Genomic DNA, 19,759 nt, shown 5'->3' with positions numbered 1-19,759 from the left:
CGCAGCGCCGCATGAACGCCCAGCCGATCCACGAAGGCGGATGCGCATGCGGCGCGGTGCGCGTGCGTGTCGTGGGCGAACCGAAAGAAGTGAATCTGTGCCACTGCATGACGTGCCGGCGCATTCACGGCGCGCCGTTCGGCGTCTATGCGATCTTTCCGCGCGACGCGTTTCACGTCACGGGCGCTACGGTGGAATGGGAGAGTTCGACGACAGGCAAACGGCATCACTGCCCGTCGTGCGGCTCGCCGGTCTATCTGGCGTTCGACGGTGTCGATGAAATCGAAGTGCCGACCGGCATTTTCGACGAGACCGGTCTTTATCCGCCGCAATACGAAATCTGGTGCAAGAGCGCCGAGCCCTGGCACGACGCGCAAGGGCGGCCGCGCTTTGCACGCGGCGCGCCCTGATCAAACCATCAGCACTCGACGATCGCCTTCACGACGCCCGCCTTCGGATCGAGCAGCGACGCGAATTGCTCGGGCACATCGCTCAACGTCAGTCGATGCGTGTTGAGCGCATCGGTGGGCACTTCGCCCTTGCGCATCGCCGCGAGCACGGTCTCGAAGTCCTCGGGCGTCGCGTTGCGGCTCGCGAGCAGCGTCGCCTCGCGCTTGTGGAACTCGGGATCGGCGAACGAGATGCGATCCGGCACGATCGACACCAGCACGTACTTCCCGCCGTGCGCGATGAACTCGAAGCCGCGTTCCATCGCGCGCGAATTGCCGGTCGCGTCGAAGACCACATCGAAGAATTCACCGTTCGTGAGCGCCGACAGCGCCTGCTTGTCGTGCTCGCCGATCTGCACGGTGGCGTCCACTTTCAGCTCGCGTTTGCAGAACGCGAGGCGGTCTTCGCGCGTGTCGAGCGCGGTCACGTTCGCGCCGCGCAGACGCGAGAACGTGATCGCCGCCATGCCGATCGGACCCGTGCCGACGACCAGCACGCGCTGACCCGGCTTCACGTCCGCGCGGCGCACGGCGTGCGCGCCGATCGCGAGGAATTCGATCATCGCGGCCTGATCGAGCGTGACGCCCTCGGCCTTGTGAACGAATTGCGCGGGCAGATTCAGATATTCGGTGAACGCGCCGTCGCGATGCACGCCGAGCACCTGGATGTTCACGCAGCAGTTGGTCTTGCCCTGACGACACGCGATGCACTCGCCGCACGACAGATAGGGCATCACGTAGACGGTGTCGCCGGCCTTCAGGCCGCTCGCCGGGTCCGCTTCCTCGATCACGCCGGACAACTCGTGGCCCATCACGCGCGGATAGGAGAGATAAGGCTGATTGCCGGTGAAGATGTGCAGGTCGGTGCCGCACACGCCGACGCGCTTCACGCGCAGCAGCACTTCGTTCTCGCCGCGCCGCGGCTTCTCGCGCTGTTCGGCTTTCAGGGTTCCGGGCGTTTCGCAGATGACGGTCAGCATGCTTTTGTCTCGTGGTGTCTTTGGAGTGGGGCGTTCGACAATCTAACGATGCCCGTCGATTTGGTCAAGCCAATTTCGATATCGAAAAAGTGGTAAGGCCAGAATCGCGGCCAGCGGCGCGTGCGGTTTCGCCTTATATTTCCACCAGAGCGAACCCCGCAAAACACGCAAAAAGGACGGCACGTGCAGCAGCTTCATGAATTCGTCGAGCGGCATCCGCGGCTTTTCGTGCTGTCGGGAGCGGGCATCAGCACGGAATCGGGCATTCCCTGTTATCGCGACCGCGAGGGCCAGCGCACGGGCCGCGCGCCGATATTGCTGAAAGATTTTCTCGGCTCCGATTACGCGCGCCGCCGCTATTGGGCGCGCAGTCTCATCGGCTGGCCGGTCGTGCAGAACGCGCAGCCGAACGCCGCGCATCACGCGCTGCGGGCGCTCGATGCGCGTTCGCGGGTGCATCGGCTCGTCACGCAGAATGTCGATGGGCTGCACATTCGTGCGGGCAATCCCGATGTGATCGAGTTGCACGGCAATATCGGGCGGGTGCGCTGCATCGAATGCGGCGAGCGGCATACGCGTGCGGCGGTGCAGCGCATGCTCGAAGCGGCGAATCCGGATTTCATCGGTTATACCGCGCCCGCGGTGCCGGATGGCGATGCGCATATCGAGGATCTCGACTTCGCATCGTTCGATGTACCCGGCTGCACACGCTGCGGCGGCGTGCTCAAGCCCGACGTGGTGTTCTTCGGCGAGAGCGTGCCGCGCGTGCTCGTCGACGATGCGGCGCGCTCGCTCGAAGCCGCCGACGCGATGCTCGTCGTCGGCTCGTCGCTGATGGTGTATTCGGGCTATCGCTTCTGCGAGTGGGCCGCGAAGAGCGGCAAGCCGATCGCGGCGATCAACATCGGCAAGACGCGCGCCGATGCGCTCCTCGCGCTGAAAGTCGAAGCGCCGTGCTCGGAGGCGCTCGAACGATTGATCGAGCGCCTCGATGCGCGGCCGGTGGCGGGCTAGCGGCTACTTCGATTCGCGCGACAGCGCTTCGATGCCTTCGAGCAGGCGTTGCGCATCCGACATGCGCGAGAACAGGGCGGGCGTCACGCGCACGACTTCGCCCGAATCGGGACCGGGGCGCGTCACTGTGAACACGCCGAAGCGCTCGCGCAGCGCGGCGACGATCGCATCGCAGCCTGCTTTCGTCGCGCGTCCGTGCAGCCGGAAGCCGGTGATGCCGGCGGTCATCGACGGATCGTCCGGCGTCATGATCTGCACGCCGGGCAACTCGCGCGCGGGTTTCGCCCAGGCATCGCGCAAGGCACGCAAACGCGCTTCCTTCGCCATCGACCCGATCGCCCGATGCACATCCAGCGCCGCCGGCAGCGTGAACCACGCGGCGAAGTTCGGCGAGCCGGTGTGCACGCGCGCGCGGATATCGTCGGCGGGCCAGGTGCGGTCGCCGAAATACGGATCGATCGACGCGACATGTCCCTTGCGGATATAGATCGCGCCGCAGCCGAGCGGCGCGCCGATCCACTTGTGCAGATTCAGCGCGGCGAACTGCGCGTTCAGGTCGGGCACGTCGAAATCGAGCTGGCCCCACGAATGCGCCGCATCGACGATCACGTCCGCGCCGGCTTCCTTCGCCATCGCCGATATGTCCGCGACCGGCAGCACGAGACCCGTCGCGAAGCACACATGCGAGAGCAGCACGAGCCGCGTGCGCGGGTGCGCGCTCAAGGCCTTCGCGTAGGTTTCGAGAACGGCTTCGCGCGTCGCAGGTTCGGGCATCGTGATGCGCACGGGCGTGACGCCGCGCCGCTCGCGCAGCCATTCCATCGCGTCCTTGCCGCAGGGGTAGTCGAGATCACTGTAGAGCACGGTGTCGCCGGGCGCGAGGCGGTTGTAGCCGCTGATGAGCGCGAGCAGCGCTTCGGTCGCATTGCGCGTCAGCTCGATTTCCTCGACCGCGCAGCCCATCTCTTTCGCGACGCGCTCGCGCAAGCCCTGATACAGCGTCATCAGATGCGGACGGATCAGCAATGTCGTCTCGTGGTTCACGCGCTCGGTCCAGTGATGAAACATCGCCTTGACCGGCTCGGTCATCGCACCCCAGAAGCCGTTCTCCAGATTGATCAGCGCATCCGATTGCCGCCACAGTCCGCGCACCGCGTCCCAGTAATTTTCATCGGTGGCGAGGTTGACACCCGGCGTGGGCGGCAGCGCCGCGAGCGCGGCTTCGAATTCGGGTGTGCGGTAGTCGAGGATATCGGGCATCTTTCTGAGCGTTTCGTAGAGGAGAGGAAATAGTTACTCGAAGCGTTGATGGTGCATGGTAATGGGATTACCGATCGGCTTGGACAAAGTGCAGACTATTTGCATCTTTTCCCTTCAGAGCAAATGCGGCGGGGCCGTAATCAGCAAGAAGAGCGTCGAGATGGCGCCGCTATGTCCCCCTGAACGGACCCTGAGAGAGAACCCAAAACATGAACCTCAAGAACATCACGATCAAAAATAAGTTGGTCGCTGGATTCGGTATTCTGGCTGTACTGGTCGTGCTTGTGGCAGGTATGTCCCTGCGCGCGCTGTCCGTCGCGACGGACGGCTTCGCGCACTATGTGAACGGTATCAACGCGCGAGCCGACGTGGCCAGTCAGATTCGCGCGGCTGTCGACCGCCGCGCGATCGCCGCGCGCAATCTCGTGCTCGTCACCAGGCAGGCCGACCTCGATCTCGAGAAAGCCGATGTCCTGCGCGCGCACGAAGACGTGAAGGCGCGTCTAAAGCAGCTCAACGACATGATCGCCGCCGCGACCGACACCAGCGAAAAGGCGAAGAGCCTCGTCGCCGAGATGGGACGCGTGGAAAGCTTATACGGGCCGGTCGCGACGAATATCGTCGGACTCGCGCTCGCGGGCAAGCGCGACGAGGCGATCCAGAAGATGGACGACGAATGCCGCCCGCTGCTCGCGCAACTGGTGAAGGCCACCGACGATTACGCGACCTACACCGCCTCGCGCCGCGAGGACATCGTGCGCGCGGACGCAGCCAGCTACGAGATGCAGCGCAACGTGCTGGTCGCGCTCTGCGCGGCGGCGGCGCTCTTCGCGGTCGCTGCGGGCATCGCGATCACGCGCTCGATCACGACGCCGATCGGCGAGGCGGTCGGCATCGCGCAGACGGTGGCGCGCGGCGATCTGACGAGCCATATCGTCGCCGAAACGAAGGACGAAACCGGCGACCTGCTGCGTGCGCTCGCGACGATGAACGCGCGTCTCACCGAAACCGTTGGCCGCGTGCGCGAAAGCAGTGGCGCGGTCGGCGGCGCGGCGAAGGAGCTCGCGACCGGCAACACCGATCTGAGCCAGCGCACCGAAGAACAGGCCGCGTCCTTGCAGGAGACGGCGGCGAGCATGGAAGAGCTCACGTCCACCGTGCGTCAGAACGCCGAGAACGCGCAGCAGGCGAGCACGCTTGCGTCGAATGCATCGGATATCGCGAAGAAGGGCAGCGATGTCGTCGGCCGCGTGGTCGAGACGATGAACGGCATCAGCGACAGCTCGGGCAAGATCGCGGAGATCACGGGGATCATCGAAGGCATCGCGTTCCAGACCAATATTCTCGCGCTCAACGCAGCCGTGGAAGCGGCGCGGGCGGGCGAGCAGGGCCGCGGCTTCGCGGTCGTCGCGAGCGAAGTGCGCAGCCTGGCGCAGCGTTCGTCGACGGCGGCCAAGGAGATCAAGGAACTGATCACGGATTCCACCGCCAAGGTGCGCGACGGTTCCATGCTGGCAGGCGAAGCGGGCACGACGATGGCCGAAGTGACGCAGGCCGTCGCGCGCGTGACGGACATCATGCAGGAGATCGCGGCGGCGTCGTCGGAGCAGGGACGCGGCATCGAGCAGGTGAATCAGGCCATCACGCAGATGGACGAAGTCACGCAGCAGAACGCGGCGCTCGTGGAGGAAGCGGCGGCGGCTGCGTCGTCGCTGGAAGAGCAGGGACGCAGGCTCAACGAGGCGGTGGCGTTCTTCACCGTGGACGCGCAAACGCCGACGTTCACACGGGCCGCGCCGAGCGTGGCGCGTGCGCCGGCTGCGAAGAAGCCCGCGCCTCGCGTCGCTCAGGTTGCAGCCGCGAAGCCCGTGAGCGCCGACGGCTGGAGCACCTTCTGACGCGGGTTCAGGCGTTCACATCGACGATCACGCGCCCCTTCACTTCGCCGCGCAGCAAGCGCGCGGCGACCTCGGGCGCGTCGGCGAGAGGAATGGCGGTCGCGACGCTTTCGATGGTCGCGACCGGCACTTCATCGGCGATCGCCTTCCATGCCGCGATGCGCCGATCGCGCGGCACGTAGACGCTGTCCACCCCCAGCAGAGCGACGCCGCGCAGGATAAACGGCGCGACCGACGCGGGCAGATCCATGCCTTGCGCGAGCCCGCACGCCGCGACCGCGCCGCCATAGCGCAAGCTCGCGCAGACATTCGCGAGCGTATGACTGCCGACGCAATCGACGGCCGCCGCCCAGCGTTCCTTCTGCAGCGGCTTGCCGGGCTCCGAAAGCGTCGCGCGTTCGACGATATCCGCCGCGCCCAGCGCGCGCAGCCGCTCGGCTTCCTCGGGACGGCCCGTCGATGCGATCACGCGAAAGCCGCGCTTCGCCAGAATCGCGACGGCAAAGCTGCCGACGCCGCCGTTCGCGCCGGTCACGAGCACGTCGCCGTCGTTCGGGCCGACGCCGTATTTTTCCAGCGCCTGCGCGCACAACATCGCGGTATAGCCGGCGGTGCCGATGGCCATCGCCTGGCGCGTCGTAATGTTTTCGGGCAGCGCGATCAGATGATCGCCCGGCACGCGCGCTTTCTGCGCGAGCCCGCCCCAGTGCGTTTCGCCCGCGCCCCAGCCGTTCATCACGACCTTGTCGCCGGGTTGGTAGTCCGGATGCGAACTCGTTTCGACGACACCCGCGAAGTCGATGCCCGGCACCATCGGCCAGGTGCGCACGACCGGCACTCGGCCGGTGATCGCGAGGCCGTCCTTGTAGTTGAGCGTGGAGAACTCGACGCGCACGAGCACGTCGCCGCCATCGACGGACGAAGCCAGGCGCGATTCGTCGATCGACTGAATGGACGCGACCGTGCGGTCGTCCTGTTTGTCGAGCATGAGGGCTTTGAACATCGGCGGTTTCCGGTTGAGGTCAGGCAAAAGAGGCGGCGCGCGGCCGCCTCCGGTCAAGCTTAATGATGCTCGAATTCCGCGCGCGGCTTCGGCGTCGGCTTCACCTTGTTGTACTGGAACTCGGGCAGCGCCTTGATCGCGTCCTTGGTTGCGCCCGCGAGCACGAACTGGCCGTTTTTCACATCGAGCTGCTCGATCGGAATCGCGACATCGTGGCGCGCCACGCCGAGGAACTTGTTCGCCGCGATGATCGCGAACGAAACGGACTTGTCCGGCGCGACGATGATGTCATTGATCACGCCGACGCGTTGTCCCTGATCGTTCACGACGGGCTTGTTGAGGATGGATTTTTTGACGCTCCAGCCATCGATGATGGCCGTCGATACCTCGACCGATACGCCGAGCGGTTGAGCGCCCGCGACCTGGGCAAACGATGCCGTGGAAGTCAGGCCAAGTGCCGACGATGCAACGAGCAGTGCCACGAGTTTCGATTTCATTGGTTCGATTCCTCAAAGGATTGGGCAAACCGGTTCAATGGAAATGCGCGATTCAAGCTTCCAGCGCGGTAGAAGTTTGAACGTTAATCGTGGTTTCTGCAGGAACGGTGCCGGGTTGCGCCGCGCGCACTGCATTAGTGCGAACGTGCGGCGCGTGGCGTTTGCGGATTCAGTGCGTGAGACGCGTGAGCGCGTCGGCTTTATGCACCGCGCGCTTGCCGCTCTTGTCGCTTTCGACCTCGAAGTGCGGATCGTCGTGCGACGCGTTGACGGTATGACCGTCGAGCGTCGTGCGCTCGGTGACGATGCGCACGATATGCCCGGTCGTCTCGCCTTGCGGCGTGTTCCAGCGGACGTGATCGTGCAGCTTGAAGGATCGGCTCATGGCGCACGCCTCCTGAAGAATGTGGACGTTTCAGCAGACGCAACCGCCATGCCCGTCATTGAAGACGCGACAGCGTGGCTTCGTCCCCGCGACCTTCGAAATAGCGGCGCAGTGCTTCGTTGAAGACATCGGCGTCGTCGGCCGTGTGCGCGAACAGGGTCATCGACGAATGAAATTTCATGTCGTCCGGATAGCCGAAGATGTCGCTGACGCTGCGCCCCTGCACGCCGTTGACGATGCGCGTCAGTTCGACGAGCCGCGCGCCCAGCACGGGATGCGCGAGATACGCGCGGGCTTCGTCGCGCGATGAAATCGCGTAGTGCTGCGCCATCGCGCTGTGCCCGAGGCCGGCGATCTGCGGGAACACGAACCACATCCAGTGCGTGCGCTTGCGGCCGGCGGAAAGCTCGGCGCGCACGTCGTCGATGACGCTTTCCTGCGCGTCGACGAAACGCTGAAGATCGTAGGGATCGCTCATGGTTTTCTCCTTACGCGACTGCATCGGCGATGCGCTGTCTCATCGCCGCGTCGGGATAGATGCCGATGCCCGCGCGCGCGTTGTCGATCATGTATTCGCGCCGTCCCGTGCCGGGAATCACGCAGGTCACGGCGGCGTTGCCCAGCACGAATTTGAGCAGAAGCTGTGCCCACGACGCGCAGCCGAGTTCCTGTGCGAAGGCGGGCAAGGGCCGGTTGCGCAGGCTCGCGAGCAGCGAGCCGCCGCCGAACGGCTGATTGACGATCACCGCGACGCCGCGCTCGGCGGCGAGCGGCAGAAGGCGCGCTTCGGCGTCGCGGTCGTTGGCGGCGTAGTTGATCTGCACGAAATCGATGCGCTCCGAGCGCAGCACCGCCTCGACCTGCGGGAACGCGCCGGACGTGTAGTGCGTGACGCCGATATAGCGGATCTTGCCGGCGGCTTTCCAGTCGCGCAGCGTGGCGAGATGCGTGCGCCAGTCGAGCAGGTTGTGAATCTGCATGAGGTCGATGCGATCGGTCTGCCACAGGCGCATCGACTGCTCCATCTGCGCGATGCCGGCCTCGCGTCCGTCGGTCCAGACCTTGGTGGCGATGAACGCCTTGTCTCGCGTATGCGATTGCGCGAGCAGCGCGCCCGCGACGGCTTCGGAGGAACCGTACATCGGCGATGAATCGATCACCGAGCCGCCCGCCGCAAAAAGCACGCGCAGGACTTCGGCAAGCTCGCGGCGGCGCGCTGCGTCATCGTCGACATCGAAGGTGCGCCAGGTGCCGCAACCGACGACGGGCAGAGGCTCGCCGGTCGAAGGGATGGGACGCTTCTGCATGAGCGGGGCGGGCGGTTCGGCGGCCTGGGCCGATTGAGCCGATCGGGCGGCGAGCGCGGCGGCGGTCACGCGGAGAAAGTCGCGGCGAGTGGTCATGAGCGGTGCGCGCAGATCGCGCGATTCGGCGGGCGGAAGGGCATGTCGCGAGTTCCTCCTCGAAGGCGTTCCATTCGATTCTTTCGCTTCCGGAAAAGCACGATGACGCAATTTCGTTTCCATCCCCGAGCCGCTGCGCCTACCTTGAAGTTACGCATTTTTGCGGTTCGGACGCCTGGAAGAATTAGCATAGCCGGCCGTCTCCGGCGATCTCAGTTCGTAACATCATGACCCATTCGAATGACCTGCAACACATGGAGCCGCTGGAACTGATCCGCACGCTCCGAAAGGCCGGCCGCGCCGGCGAGGCGCAAGCCCTCGCGACGAAGTTGTCGGCGTCCGGCGATCCCGGCTGCCATATCGGCCAGCTCGGTATCGACCTGAGTTTCGCCGGCCTGCACGCCGAAGCCGAAAAGCATCTGGAACGCGCTCTGGCCGACAAGGCGCTGTCTCATTTCAATCGCTATCTCATCAGCGAAGAGCTTTCGATCGTGCAATTCATCCTCGGCAGGTTTCACGAAGCGAACCAGCGACACCGCATGATTCGCGGCCCCGCTTACGCCGACGCCTTCTATCGCCTCGTTCTGGGAGAGCATCCCCTGTGGCAGGCCACACCGCTGGAAAAACTCCTCGGCATGGAGGAACCCGTCGCGGGCATGCGAATTTACGTCCACTACGAAGGCGGGTTCGGGGACTTCGTGCAATTTTCGCGCTACGTCGATCTGCTGCTTCGCGACGGCGCGCGGGAAGTCGTCGTGGAGCATTTCCCGGGATGGGATGAGGTTTTCCGGCACAGCGATGCGGTGCCGTTGACGTTGGCCACGGAGGAACAGCGCGCGATCGGACTCGAACGCTGCGATCGCTTTACCTTCGGCTTTAGTCTCTACGCGCGCTATCAGCGCTCGCCGTACTTTCCGGCTGAGAATCCGGCGGCGCGTATCGCCATCGATCCGGCCAAGAAGTTATCCGACGAGGCGAGCGCGCTGCTGAGCGACGGCACGAAGCGCCCGAAAATCGGCCTGATCTGGCAAAGCGCGAGCGGCGTGCGTCAGGAGCCGTATCGATCGATTCCGCTCAGCCGTCTCGAATCCATGCTGTCGAACCGCGCCTGCCGTTTCTACTCGCTGCAGGTAGGCGAGATCAGCGAAGCAGAGCGCGCCGTCATGCACCGCCACGGCGTGACCGACATGGCGCCCTGTCTCTCGACCTTCGGCGACACCGCCCGCGTGCTCGAAAAGCTCGATCTGCTCGTCACCATCGATACGGGTTCGGGGCATCTGGCCGGTGCGCTGAATCGACCGGTGTGGGTGCTGCTGTCGCAGGCATGCGATGCGCGCTGGCTCGACTGTCAGCGCTTCACGCCGTGGTATCCGTCGATGCGTCTCTATCGACAGACCGAACTCGGCAACTGGACTCAGCCGCTCGCCGACCTGCAGGCCGACCTCAGTGCTTTCTCAACGCAGGCGTTCGCCGAAAGCCCCTGAATCGCTCGCGCCGATGTTCCTCGTCGAAGTGCGCGCGCGCGGGCTTGACGAGATCGCTGCGCGACACGATGCCGACGAGTTTTAACGACTGCTTGTCCGCGACCACCGGCAGGCGTTCCAGTTCGTGCACGGCGAGGCGCGTCGCGGCGAGGCGGCACGGTTCGCCCGGCAGCGCGAAGACCGGCGCCGCGGCCTGAAGCCGCTGCAATGCCTCGCCGATGCTCACACCCGCCTGCGCTTCGTTCAACGTCCCGAGCGCCGCTCGATCCAGCATCCCGACGAGCACGCCGTCACGCACGACCGGATACGCGCGATGCACCTGATGCGGCCCGAAGTGCTTCGCGAGCACGTCGGTGAGAGGCGTGGCGGCGTCGATCGTCAGCACGTCGCGCGTCATGACTTCATCGACGTGATGACGCTCCAGCGGATCCACGCCGTACTCGCGATAGATGTGATAGCCGCGCCGCGCGATCTTCTCGGTCATGATCGAGCGTTTCATCACGACGGTCGCGAAGCCGTGCGCGACGAGCGTCGCGGCGAGCAGCGGCAGGAGCGCGTTCGCATCGTGCGTGAGGCCGAACGCGAAGACGATCGCGGTGAGCGGCGCGCCCAGCGTCGCGCCGAGCGTCGCGGCCATGCACACGAGCGGCCAGAGCGCGGCGTCGTGGCCGGGGAGGATCGCGCCGAGCGCGGTGCCCAGGCCCGCGCCGAGCATCAGGAGCGGCGCGAGCACGCCGCCCGACGTGCCCGAGGCGAGCGCGACGACCCAGATGATCGCCTTCACGGCGAGAATCGACAGCGCCACCTTGATCGCGATGTGCTGATGCAGCAGGTCGCCGATCACGTCATAGCCGACGCCGAGCGCGCGCGGCTCGATGTATCCGCCGATGCCGACGAACACCGCGCCGATCGCGGGCCACCACATCCAGTGGATCGGCAGCTTGCCGAACACGTCCTCGAGCTTGTAGAGCGCCGCCGACAGCCCCGAGGCCAGCGCGCCCGACAGCAAGCCGGCGACGAGACACGAAAGCAGCGAAATCATCTGCGGCGGCTGGGTTTCGAGCGGAAAGAGCGCGCCCGTGCCGAATACCGACGCGCGCGCGAAACCCGCGACGGCGCACGCGAGCGCGACCGGCAGAAAGCTGCGCGGCCGCCATTCGAAGAGCAGCAGCTCGACCGCGAGCAGCACCGCCGCGACCGGCGTGCCGAACACGGCGGTCATGCCCGCCGCCGCGCCCGCGACGAGCAGCGTCTTGCGCTCGGCGGCAGTCACGTCGATGCATTGCGCGATCAGCGAGCCGAGCGCGCCGCCCGTCATGATGATCGGGCCTTCCGCGCCGAACGGCCCGCCGCTGCCGATCACGATGCCCGACGACAACGGCTTCAGAATCGCCACTTTCGGCGACATGCGGCTCTTGCCGAAGAGAATCGCCTCGATGGCTTCCGGAATGCCGTGGCCGCGAATCTTCTCCGAGCCGAAACGCGCCATCATCCCGACGATCAATCCGCCGATCACCGGAATCGCGATCACCCAGGGTCCGAGCGTGTTGAGCGCGGGCGAGCGATCCTCGATCGAGAACGTGCCGAAGAAGAACAGGTTCGTGAAGAGATGGATGAGCCCGAGAAGCACGACGGCCGCGAGCGTGGCGACACCGCCGATGATCGCGGCGAGCCCGCAGATCCTGAGCAGCCGGTCGTTGACCGAAAAGTCGCGTTTGTGATGGTCCATGATCAGTGCTCCAGGTGATTCAGAGATCGATGCTCGGCACGCGGAACGCGCCTTCGAGCGACTTCAGCTCCGCGCGATGCAGCGCGGCGAGCCGTTCGAGCACGTCTTCGCCGCGCGCTTCGAGATGCACCCGCACCTGACGGCGATCCTCGTCGCTCGGCGCGCGGCGCACGAGCCCGGCCGCCTCGCAGCGCGTAACGAGCGCCACGACGCCGTGATGATGCGATTGCAGCCGCTCCGCGAGTTCGCCGACCGTCGCCCAGTCGCGGCCCGGATAGCCCTTGATGTGCAGCAGCAGCAGATATTGCAGCGGCGTGATGCCTTCGCTCTGTGCGGCGTGTTCGGAGAAGCGCTCGAAGCGGCGCATCTGATAGCGGAATTCGGATAGCTGTTCGAAGTCCGGTTTGTCGAGCGTGCGAGGGGTTTTCATCGGATTCCAGTCAGCGCGGGGCGGTTCAGGCGCTCTTGCGTTCGCCCGCGAAAGATTGCCGATAGAGCCCGGAGATCAGGTCGGTTTCGGTGACCATTCCGGCAAGCTCATCGTGCGCGCCGACCACAGGAATATGGTGGTGTCCGAAGTGCGCGAACATCGGCACCAGTTCGGCGATCGCGGTGCCCGTCTTCACGGTGCGGACGTCCGTCGTCATCAGCGCGGCGACGAGCGGCGGCGTCGTCGACGGGCCGCGCATGAGTCGCTCGATCGCGCGCTTCATGCCCTCGACGATGCCGCCGCGGCGCACCGGCGCCAGGTCCGCGCGCGTGACGATGCCGCACACGCGGCGTGTCGCGTCGATCACCGGCAGCGCCTTCACCTGATGCCTGTCGATAAGCGCGAGCGCCGCCTGCGCGCTCGTATCGGGCGTCACCGACACGATCGCGCGCGACATGATGTCCGCGCACGTGAACTCCGTGAAACGGCGCGCGTAGGCCTGCAACTGCGTCTCGCGCAGGAGCGCTTCGAGATCGTCCGGATCGACGTCGAGCATTTCGCTGCGCCGCGACAGCACGGCTTCGAGATCGGCGCGCGTGAACGAGGCGGCGTCGGGCGGCGCGTTCGCGGGTTTCGGCGCGGCGTGGCCGTGCGGATAGCGATGGCCCGTCAGCGCATGAAACACGATCGCCGACGACAGCAGCGCCGCCGACTGGATCGCCACCGGCGCGAACACGAAGCCGAAGCCGAGCGCATGAATCGACGGTCCGCCGAGCACGGCGGTCAGCGCGACCGCGCCCGACGGCGGATGCACGCAGCGCAGCGCGAACATCGCGCAGATGGCGAGACAGACGGCGAGCGCAGCGGCGTCGATCGGATCGTGGATGAGCATCGCGCAGGCGACGCCGACCGTCGCCGACACGAGGTTCCCGCCGATGATCGACCACGGCTGCGCGAGCGGACTCGCGGGAACGGCGAAGAGCAGCACGGCGGAGGCGCCCATCGGCGCGATGAGAAACGGAATGGCCGCTGCGTCGCCGACCAGGAGATGCGCGAGGCCGCCCGTCAGCGCGATGCCGATCAGCGCGCCCAGACCGCCGCGCAGCCGCTCGGTCCAGCGCAGCGTGACAGGAGCGGGGAGAAAGCCTTGCAGCCAGCGAAGCAATACGTTACGCGACACTTTTTCAGCGTTCCGGAAGAGTCAGTGGAGGGTCACACTGGCCGGCCGGGTCGGTGGCGCGAGAGCAAGCGTGCGACAGTCTCAAATTATATCGCAATATGATACAAATTGTCGCGCGTTTCGTTTTGTCGCGGCCGAACGGTCATGCGCGACGGGCGGCGTCCTCCTGTACGATGAACTTTCCCTCCTGCGGCGCGGGCACTTCCACATGTTTCGTCGCTTCATTTCCGATCTGGCGTGCGTCATCGTCGGCGTGTGCGCGTGGTCGTGCGCCGTTGCCGCGACGGACGACGATCCTTCGACCGTCGTCAGCGACGTCCACGAGTTCGTCGTCGCCGCCGATGGCTCGCTGACCGAAGACGACGCCGCCGTGCTGCGCGCGAACACGTCGGCGGGCGTCGACGAGATCGCGCAGCGCTACGTCTGGTACGACAAGAGCGTGTCGAAGGTGGATATCGTCGAGGCCTATTCGGTCGATGCGAACGGCGAACGCCACGACGTCACACCGGATCAGATCCGCGACATCCAGGAGCCGCGCTCGGCGGGCGCGCCGACGTTTCAGGACGCGAAACTGCGCGCGGTGATCTTTCCGGCAGTGGGCATCGGCTCGACGGTGCATCTGCGGTCCCGCAAGAGTCAGGCGGCGGCGGTGATTCCGGGGCAGTTCAACTATTACGTCGATCCGGGGCCGAGGCCCGTGCTGCAACAGCGGCTCGTCTTCGATCTGCCGGCGGACAAGCCGCTTTATGCCGACGCGCGCGGTTACATCGCCGAGCCGCCCGTCACGGAAAACGGGCGCACGCGCTATGCGTTCGTCTACCGGCGCGATCGTATCGCGCGCATCGAAAGCGGCTCGGTGGGCTATGCGCAGTACGGCGATCGTCTGATGGTCACGACCTTTCCCGATTACGCGAGCTTCGCGAAAAGCTATCGCGAAGCGGCCGCCGATCCGGGCGCGAGCGATCCCGCCATCCGCGCGCTCGCGCAATCGCTCACGAGCCACGACGCCGACGACCGCGCCAAAGCCAAAACGCTCTACGACTGGGTGCGCCACTCGATCCGCTACGTCGCGATGTTCATCGGCCAGAGTCCCGCCGTGCCGCATCGCGTGACCGACGTGCTCGCGAACCGCTACGGCGATTGCAAGGATCACGTCGCGCTCTACGGCGCGCTGCTCGATGCCGTCGGCATTCGCAACGAGCCGGCGCTGATCGGCCTGGGCTCGGTCTATACGCTGCCGTCGGTGCCGGGTTACGGGTCGGGCGCGATCAATCACATCGTCACGTGGCTGCCCGATCTGAACCTGTATGCGGACAGCACGGCGTCGAGCGTCGAGTTCGGTTTTCTGCCGCTCGCCGACATGGATCGTCCCGCGCTGCTCGTGAACACCGGCGCGCTCGCCCGCACGCCTGCGACCCAGCCGCTCGCGCGCACGGCGCGTCTGCAGATCGAGGTCGCGCCGCAGGGCGAGGCGAGCTTCGCCTACTGGGTGGAGGACGCGGGATGGAGCGCCGAGATCGAGCGGATGAACCTGCGGCTCGCGAATGCGCAGCGGCGCGACCAGATCGCGGCGGACCGGCTGCGCTTCACCAATTTGCGCGGCGCGGGCGCGCTGACGACGAGCGAGGTCGAGGCCAGCGGCGGCCCGGGCGCGACGACGCTGCGCGGCGCGCTCGCCGCTCGCGTCTGGCCGAGCGGCCCGACGGCGCTGCCCGCGCTTTCGAGCCTCTCGGGCGGCATCGCGACGGCGACGCGCAACTGGCTCGCCGAGCGCACGCGCACGCAGCCGTATCTGTGCATCGGCGGGACGTTCGACGAAGTCTCGCAGATCACGCTGCCGAAGACGATGCGCGTGACCGAGGTGCCCGCCGATCAGGATCTGACGAGCGACTTCTTTCGCTACCGCTCGCGCTATCTCTTCGATCCGTCGACCAATGTCGTGCAGATTTCGCGCACGCTGGAAGCGCGCTTCGGCAAGCAGGTCTGCACGCCCGACGATTTCCGCGCGGCGCTGCCCGCGCTCAAGACGATCGAGCGGGATGCGCAGGCGCAGATCATCGTGAAGGCCGCTGGCCGATGAAGCTCACTCCATGTCCCGCGCGACGCGAAAGCCGTTCTGCGACTGTCGCACGCTCGAACTGTATTTGAAGCGCGTCGCCGACTGCATGTAGGACGCGCCTTCGCGCCACGAGCCGCCGCGAATCACGCGCACCGAACACGAAGGATCGTCCCACGCGCGGCCATCGACGGGCGCGCTCTTGTACGAGCTATGCCAGCAGTCGGCGACCCATTCCCAGACGCTGCCGTTCATGTCGTACAGGCCATAGGGATTCGCCGCGAACGATCCGACGGGCGTCGGCGCGTCGGGTTTGTACGGATCGCCGCAATCCTTGCAATCGGCCGTGCCTTTCTTCATCTGATCGCCCCACCAGTAGGTGGACTGCGTGCCGCCGCGCGCCGCGTATTCCCACTCTGCTTCCGTCGGCAGACGATACGCCTTGCCGCCCACCTTGCTCAGCCATTTGACATAGACCTGCGCGTCGTCCCAGCTCACGTTGCGCATCGGCGCATTGCCGGGCGGCGTGCCCGACTCGCCTTCCGCCGCGACGCGCGTGCACGCGCCCGCATCGACGCAGGCGTTCCATTGCTCGACCGTGACTTCGTATTTGCCGATGGCGAACGCGCGCCCGATCGATACCCGGTGCGGCGGCTTCTCGGCGGGATCGTCGTTGTTGCTGCCCATCGTGAAGCTGCCGGACGAGAGCGGAATCAGGACAGGGCACGTCGGGCAATCCTTGATCTCGCCGCCGCTTGCCGTCTTCGCCGCGGGCTTGGTGGTGATGGCGGCGGGCGGCGCGGTCACCGCGGCGGCGGCGGGCGCGGCCGGCACGCTCGGGCGCGGTTTTTCCGGCGCGGTAGCGGTGGCGGCGGCCGGCGCGGATGGCGGCGGCTTGGGCGCCGGTGCGGCGGGCGTCGCGGTCGCAGCCGGTGGCGCGGCCGGCGCGGATGCCGCCGGTTTCGCATTGCCCGCCGCGTGCAGACGATCGATGCGCGCCTTCGCGAGCGCGGCGAAACGGCCATTCGGATACGCCTTCAGATACGCTTCGTAATCGCTCGGATAGGTGCTGTCCTTGATCGATTCCCAGAACGTCAGTTCGTACTGCTCGTTGCTGTCCTTCGGAAGGATGCCGCGCGTGCGCACGGCGTTGGCGGAATCGGCAGGATCGATGGCGTTCGCGTCCGCGATGCGCATGTTCGTCGATGCATCGGCGATCGCGAAGCCCGCATCGAGCGTCGATGCGAGCCACGGCCGCTGTGCGCCGCGCGATGCTCGCGCGACGTCCGATGCCGCCGCCGCGAAAGTCGATGGCGTCACCGATGCATCCGCGCCCAACGCACGCAGAAGCGCCGCGGTATAGCGCCCGTTGCGTTCGCTTTCGGCAGCGGCGTCTCCAGGCGCGGCCGCATACGCGACGAGCGTGCGCGGCGGCAGCGTCCACGTCCGCGCGTTCGCTTTTTCGAAGGGATCGGTGAGGCACATGTCGAGCACGACGATGTTCGCCGCGCCCGGCCGAGCGCGCGTCATGCGCTCGACGATGTCCTTCGCGGAGAGCGTGTCGCGCACGAGCGTCGCGGGCCGCTGCTCGCGAGCGTCGAGCGGCACGAGCAACGCATCGCCGCCCGCCTGCAATCCGTGACCGGCGAAATAGACGAGCGCCGTGTCGTTCTGGCCGAGCCTCGTGGCGAATGCATCGAGGGCCTGCCGCATCGCGGCTTCATCGAGATTCGTGCGCTGCGTCACGTCGAAGCCGAGTGCGTCGAGTGCCGCGGTCATGTCATGGGCATCGCGCGATGCGCTTGCGAGCGGGTGATCGACATAGTCTGCATTGCCGATCACGAGCGCGAGATGTCGGGGCGCGTGTGCGGCCGTCGCGATAGAAGAGGAAGACAGCGCTGCGACCGAAGCCGCATTCGCTTGCGCGGGCGGCAGGCCGATAGTCAGCAACACGCCCGCGATAAGAAGAGTTCGCCACATATTCACACCCTGTCCGTCCGGCTTTGAGTGGAGGGCATCGCGTTGCATTCGCGCTCGATGCCGAGGCTTGGGGCGAGGTCCGCGCCCTGTGTGGGTCCAGCACCAACAACGATAGCACGCGCTCACGCAGCGCTTAATCCCCTGAAGGGAGGTATCCGTCATGAGGGCCGGCCCGCACCCCTCTGCACGTATCTTTTTTAAACGTTACGTCCTAATCTAAAAGCCAACGACGGTGCATCACGCAACCCGCATCTCGCGCCGAGCACGAGCGTTCGCGCGTGCAAGGCACGATTCCCTGGCCCATCCGCGAGGCCTTTCAACGAGAGAGGCGTGCATAACATGCTGAGAAGAACCGTGCTTGGCGCGCTGGCTTCCCTGGCCGCTCTGGCCGCCGATTCGTCGTTCTCCGCCGCCGCGCGTGCGCGCACGCCAGCGCCGCCGAACGCCGAGGCGTACATCATCTGGCCGCCCGACGGCGCCGTGATTTCGGGCGGCAAGCTCTGGGTGCGCATGGGCCTGCGCAACATGGGCATCTGTCCGAAGGGCGTCGATCTGCCGAACGTGGGGCATCACCATCTGCTGGTCGATGCGGATCTGCCGCCGCTCGATCAGGAGATTCCGTCCGATCGCAATCATCTGCATTACGGTGCGGGCGAAACCGATGCGCGCCTCGAACTGCCGCCGGGCAAGCACACGTTGCAGTTGCTGATGGGCGACTACAACCACGTTCCGCACGATCCGCCGGTGTATTCGAAGAAGATCACGATCACTGTGAAATGAGCTGTGAAATGAGCCGTGCACTTGCCGAGGGCACATGACATGAAAAAACGATCCGCCGACGCGCTCGCGTTCTCGCGTTCGCTCCTCGTCGCCGTCACGCTCGCGACGGCGATCGCCGCGCCGTGCGCGTTCGCCGGGCCGACGCCCGCGCCCGCCAACGCCTATGCGTACATCGGCTATCCGAACGACGGCCAGACCTTGCCCGCGGGCAAGCCCTTCAAGGTCTGGTTCGGACTGCGCTACATGGGCGTCGCGCCGCGCGGCGTGAAGTTTCCAAACACGGGGCATCATCATTTGCTGATCGACGTTGACTTGCCGCCGATGGATCAGGAGATTCCATCGGATCGCAATCATCTGCACTACGGCGCCGGTGAAACCGAAACCATGCTCGAGCTTCCGCCGGGCAAGCACACGATTCAGCTTCTGATGGGCGATGACAAGCACATACCGCATAACCCGCCCGTCTATTCCAAGAAGATCACGATCTACGTCAAATGAATCCGGGCGCCGCGTGAGGCACTGAGCGGCGCCTTTCCCGGTTTCTTCCATCGGCTTCGAGTCCGCGTGTGTATCGCGGAGGGAAACATTCGTCCTTGCTCCGGATGAGGTGTCGCTCGTGAACCGACAGTGCAACACGGAAGTGTCGGACAGACAGCATCACGATGGCCGATATGAAGACGACACGCGAATCGACGAAAGCCTTGCGCAGCAACGAATCCAGCGAAAGGCTGCCGATACGCGACGCGATTGGCACACCCTATGCATTACATGGTTGCGAGCGACAAGTCGCTCGAAGCCACCACCGAATGCGCGACCCAAGGAGAGCGAAATGAAGACGCTGACCATCAAGGACCTTCCCGTCACAGCAGAACTCGACAGCCGCGCGATGTCCGCGGTGCGTGGCGGCTATGCGACCTTGTTCCCCGGCTATATCTCGATGAACGGGGCGACGCTCTCGATGCCGTTCAACCCGCAGCAGATCATCAACCAGACGCAGACCACGTTCAATCAGAACGGCAGCAACATCGCGTTTGCCGAAGCGCTCAAGTCGCAATCGACGGTTGCGCCGACGCAGGAAGCGAAGAACATCGCCAACGTCAACTTCGGCGTGGCGGGCAATCTCGCGTAAAGAGATTGTCGCGAGGAATGAATCGAATGCCGATGCGGTAAGCATTCAAGCAGTCAGCAGTAAAGGCGGGGCATGGGGAGCTCTGCTGTAACACCGCCCGCG

General features: G+C 65.7%; 19 protein-coding genes. 8 read left to right on the top strand and 11 right to left on the bottom strand.

Annotated elements, in window-relative coordinates; genetic code table 11:
- Window positions 1–11 precede the first annotated feature (11 nt).
- Complete coding sequence (locus QCE73_RS30180) at window positions 12–410, top strand: GFA family protein (protein WP_309884804.1); 399 nt, start codon at window positions 12–14, stop codon at window positions 408–410.
- Window positions 411–418: 8 nt separating this feature from the next.
- On the opposite strand, the gene QCE73_RS30175 is transcribed toward QCE73_RS30180, so the two are convergent.
- The gene (locus QCE73_RS30175) at window positions 419–1,429 is read right to left on the bottom strand and encodes a zinc-binding alcohol dehydrogenase family protein (protein WP_035503599.1); all 1,011 of its coding nucleotides are present in this window, start codon (window positions 1,427–1,429) and stop codon (window positions 419–421) included.
- Window positions 1,430–1,564: 135 nt separating this feature from the next.
- Here QCE73_RS30175 and QCE73_RS30170 point away from each other — a divergent pair, with 135 nt between their 5' ends.
- Window positions 1,565–2,443: an NAD-dependent protein deacetylase gene (locus QCE73_RS30170; protein WP_404989841.1), complete on the top strand. Its 879-nt coding sequence runs from the start codon at window positions 1,565–1,567 to the stop codon at window positions 2,441–2,443.
- Between the two features lie 3 nt (window positions 2,444–2,446).
- Here QCE73_RS30170 and QCE73_RS30165 read toward each other — a convergent pair whose 3' ends face one another.
- Window positions 2,447–3,703 carry an aminotransferase class V-fold PLP-dependent enzyme gene (locus tag QCE73_RS30165; protein WP_309884802.1) on the bottom strand — a complete coding sequence of 419 codons (1,257 nt, stop codon included), beginning with the start codon at window positions 3,701–3,703 and terminating at the stop codon, window positions 2,447–2,449.
- Window positions 3,704–3,912: 209 nt separating this feature from the next.
- Between QCE73_RS30165 and QCE73_RS30160 the strand changes: the two genes are divergently transcribed.
- Window positions 3,913–5,601, top strand: coding sequence for a methyl-accepting chemotaxis protein (locus tag QCE73_RS30160; RefSeq protein WP_309884801.1), 1,689 nt, complete (start codon window positions 3,913–3,915; stop codon window positions 5,599–5,601).
- Between the two features lie 7 nt (window positions 5,602–5,608).
- Here QCE73_RS30160 and QCE73_RS30155 read toward each other — a convergent pair whose 3' ends face one another.
- The 5 genes from QCE73_RS30155 to QCE73_RS30135 form a co-directional block, all read right to left on the bottom strand.
- Window positions 5,609–6,604, bottom strand: coding sequence for an MDR family oxidoreductase (locus QCE73_RS30155; protein WP_309884800.1), 996 nt, complete (start codon window positions 6,602–6,604; stop codon window positions 5,609–5,611).
- A 59-nt stretch (window positions 6,605–6,663) separates the two neighbouring features.
- Window positions 6,664–7,101: a PRC-barrel domain-containing protein gene (locus QCE73_RS30150; protein ID WP_035503589.1), complete on the bottom strand. Its 438-nt coding sequence runs from the start codon at window positions 7,099–7,101 to the stop codon at window positions 6,664–6,666.
- Between the two features lie 169 nt (window positions 7,102–7,270).
- Entirely contained in the window at window positions 7,271–7,486 is a 216-nt protein-coding gene (locus QCE73_RS30145; RefSeq protein WP_309884799.1) for a DUF2945 domain-containing protein, read from the bottom strand.
- A 55-nt stretch (window positions 7,487–7,541) separates the two neighbouring features.
- Window positions 7,542–7,964, bottom strand: coding sequence for a DUF1810 domain-containing protein (locus tag QCE73_RS30140; RefSeq protein WP_309884798.1), 423 nt, complete (start codon window positions 7,962–7,964; stop codon window positions 7,542–7,544).
- Window positions 7,965–7,974: 10 nt separating this feature from the next.
- Entirely contained in the window at window positions 7,975–8,889 is a 915-nt protein-coding gene (locus QCE73_RS30135; protein ID WP_309884797.1) for an aldo/keto reductase, read from the bottom strand.
- Window positions 8,890–9,116: 227 nt separating this feature from the next.
- Here QCE73_RS30135 and QCE73_RS30130 point away from each other — a divergent pair, with 227 nt between their 5' ends.
- Window positions 9,117–10,373, top strand: coding sequence for a glycosyltransferase family 9 protein (locus QCE73_RS30130; RefSeq protein WP_309884796.1), 1,257 nt, complete (start codon window positions 9,117–9,119; stop codon window positions 10,371–10,373).
- Here the strand turns inward: QCE73_RS30130 and QCE73_RS30125 are convergent.
- From QCE73_RS30125 to QCE73_RS30115, 3 genes are read right to left on the bottom strand one after another with little or no spacing between them, the layout of a single operon-like run.
- Window positions 10,333–12,102: a chloride channel protein gene (locus QCE73_RS30125; protein ID WP_404989824.1), complete on the bottom strand. Its 1,770-nt coding sequence runs from the start codon at window positions 12,100–12,102 to the stop codon at window positions 10,333–10,335. The genes QCE73_RS30130 and QCE73_RS30125 overlap by 41 nt on opposite strands.
- Before the next feature lie 19 nt (window positions 12,103–12,121).
- A complete protein-coding gene (locus QCE73_RS30120; protein ID WP_309884795.1) occupies window positions 12,122–12,532 on the bottom strand; it encodes a MarR family transcriptional regulator in 411 nt (136 codons plus the stop codon).
- A gap of 25 nt (window positions 12,533–12,557) precedes the next feature.
- Window positions 12,558–13,712, bottom strand: coding sequence for an HPP family protein (locus tag QCE73_RS30115; protein ID WP_309884794.1), 1,155 nt, complete (start codon window positions 13,710–13,712; stop codon window positions 12,558–12,560).
- Window positions 13,713–13,920: 208 nt separating this feature from the next.
- On the opposite strand from QCE73_RS30115, the gene QCE73_RS30110 reads away from it, so the two are divergent.
- Window positions 13,921–15,792, top strand: coding sequence for a DUF3857 and transglutaminase domain-containing protein (locus QCE73_RS30110; protein ID WP_309884793.1), 1,872 nt, complete (start codon window positions 13,921–13,923; stop codon window positions 15,790–15,792).
- A gap of 3 nt (window positions 15,793–15,795) precedes the next feature.
- Here the strand turns inward: QCE73_RS30110 and QCE73_RS30105 are convergent, their stop codons facing one another.
- Window positions 15,796–17,748 (bottom strand): SUMF1/EgtB/PvdO family nonheme iron enzyme, encoded by a 1,953-nt coding sequence (locus QCE73_RS30105; protein WP_309884792.1) that lies wholly within the window; start codon window positions 17,746–17,748, stop codon window positions 15,796–15,798.
- 339 nt (window positions 17,749–18,087) lie between these two features.
- Here QCE73_RS30105 and QCE73_RS30100 point away from each other — a divergent pair, with 339 nt between their 5' ends.
- From QCE73_RS30100 to QCE73_RS30090, 3 genes are all read left to right on the top strand, one after another.
- Window positions 18,088–18,528: a DUF4399 domain-containing protein gene (locus QCE73_RS30100; RefSeq protein WP_035511122.1), complete on the top strand. Its 441-nt coding sequence runs from the start codon at window positions 18,088–18,090 to the stop codon at window positions 18,526–18,528.
- 39 nt (window positions 18,529–18,567) lie between these two features.
- Window positions 18,568–19,026, top strand: coding sequence for a DUF4399 domain-containing protein (locus tag QCE73_RS30095; RefSeq protein ID WP_035511120.1), 459 nt, complete (start codon window positions 18,568–18,570; stop codon window positions 19,024–19,026).
- 331 nt (window positions 19,027–19,357) lie between these two features.
- Window positions 19,358–19,657, top strand: coding sequence for a hypothetical protein (locus QCE73_RS30090; protein ID WP_035511118.1), 300 nt, complete (start codon window positions 19,358–19,360; stop codon window positions 19,655–19,657).
- Window positions 19,658–19,759: the final 102 nt, after the last annotated feature.

Source organism: Caballeronia sp. LZ029, from assembly GCF_031451275.1.
GTDB classification, from domain to species: Bacteria; Pseudomonadota; Gammaproteobacteria; order Burkholderiales; family Burkholderiaceae; genus Caballeronia; species Caballeronia jiangsuensis.
Note: the sequence above shows the minus strand (reverse complement) of the source record. Positions and strands in the feature narration are given on the sequence as shown.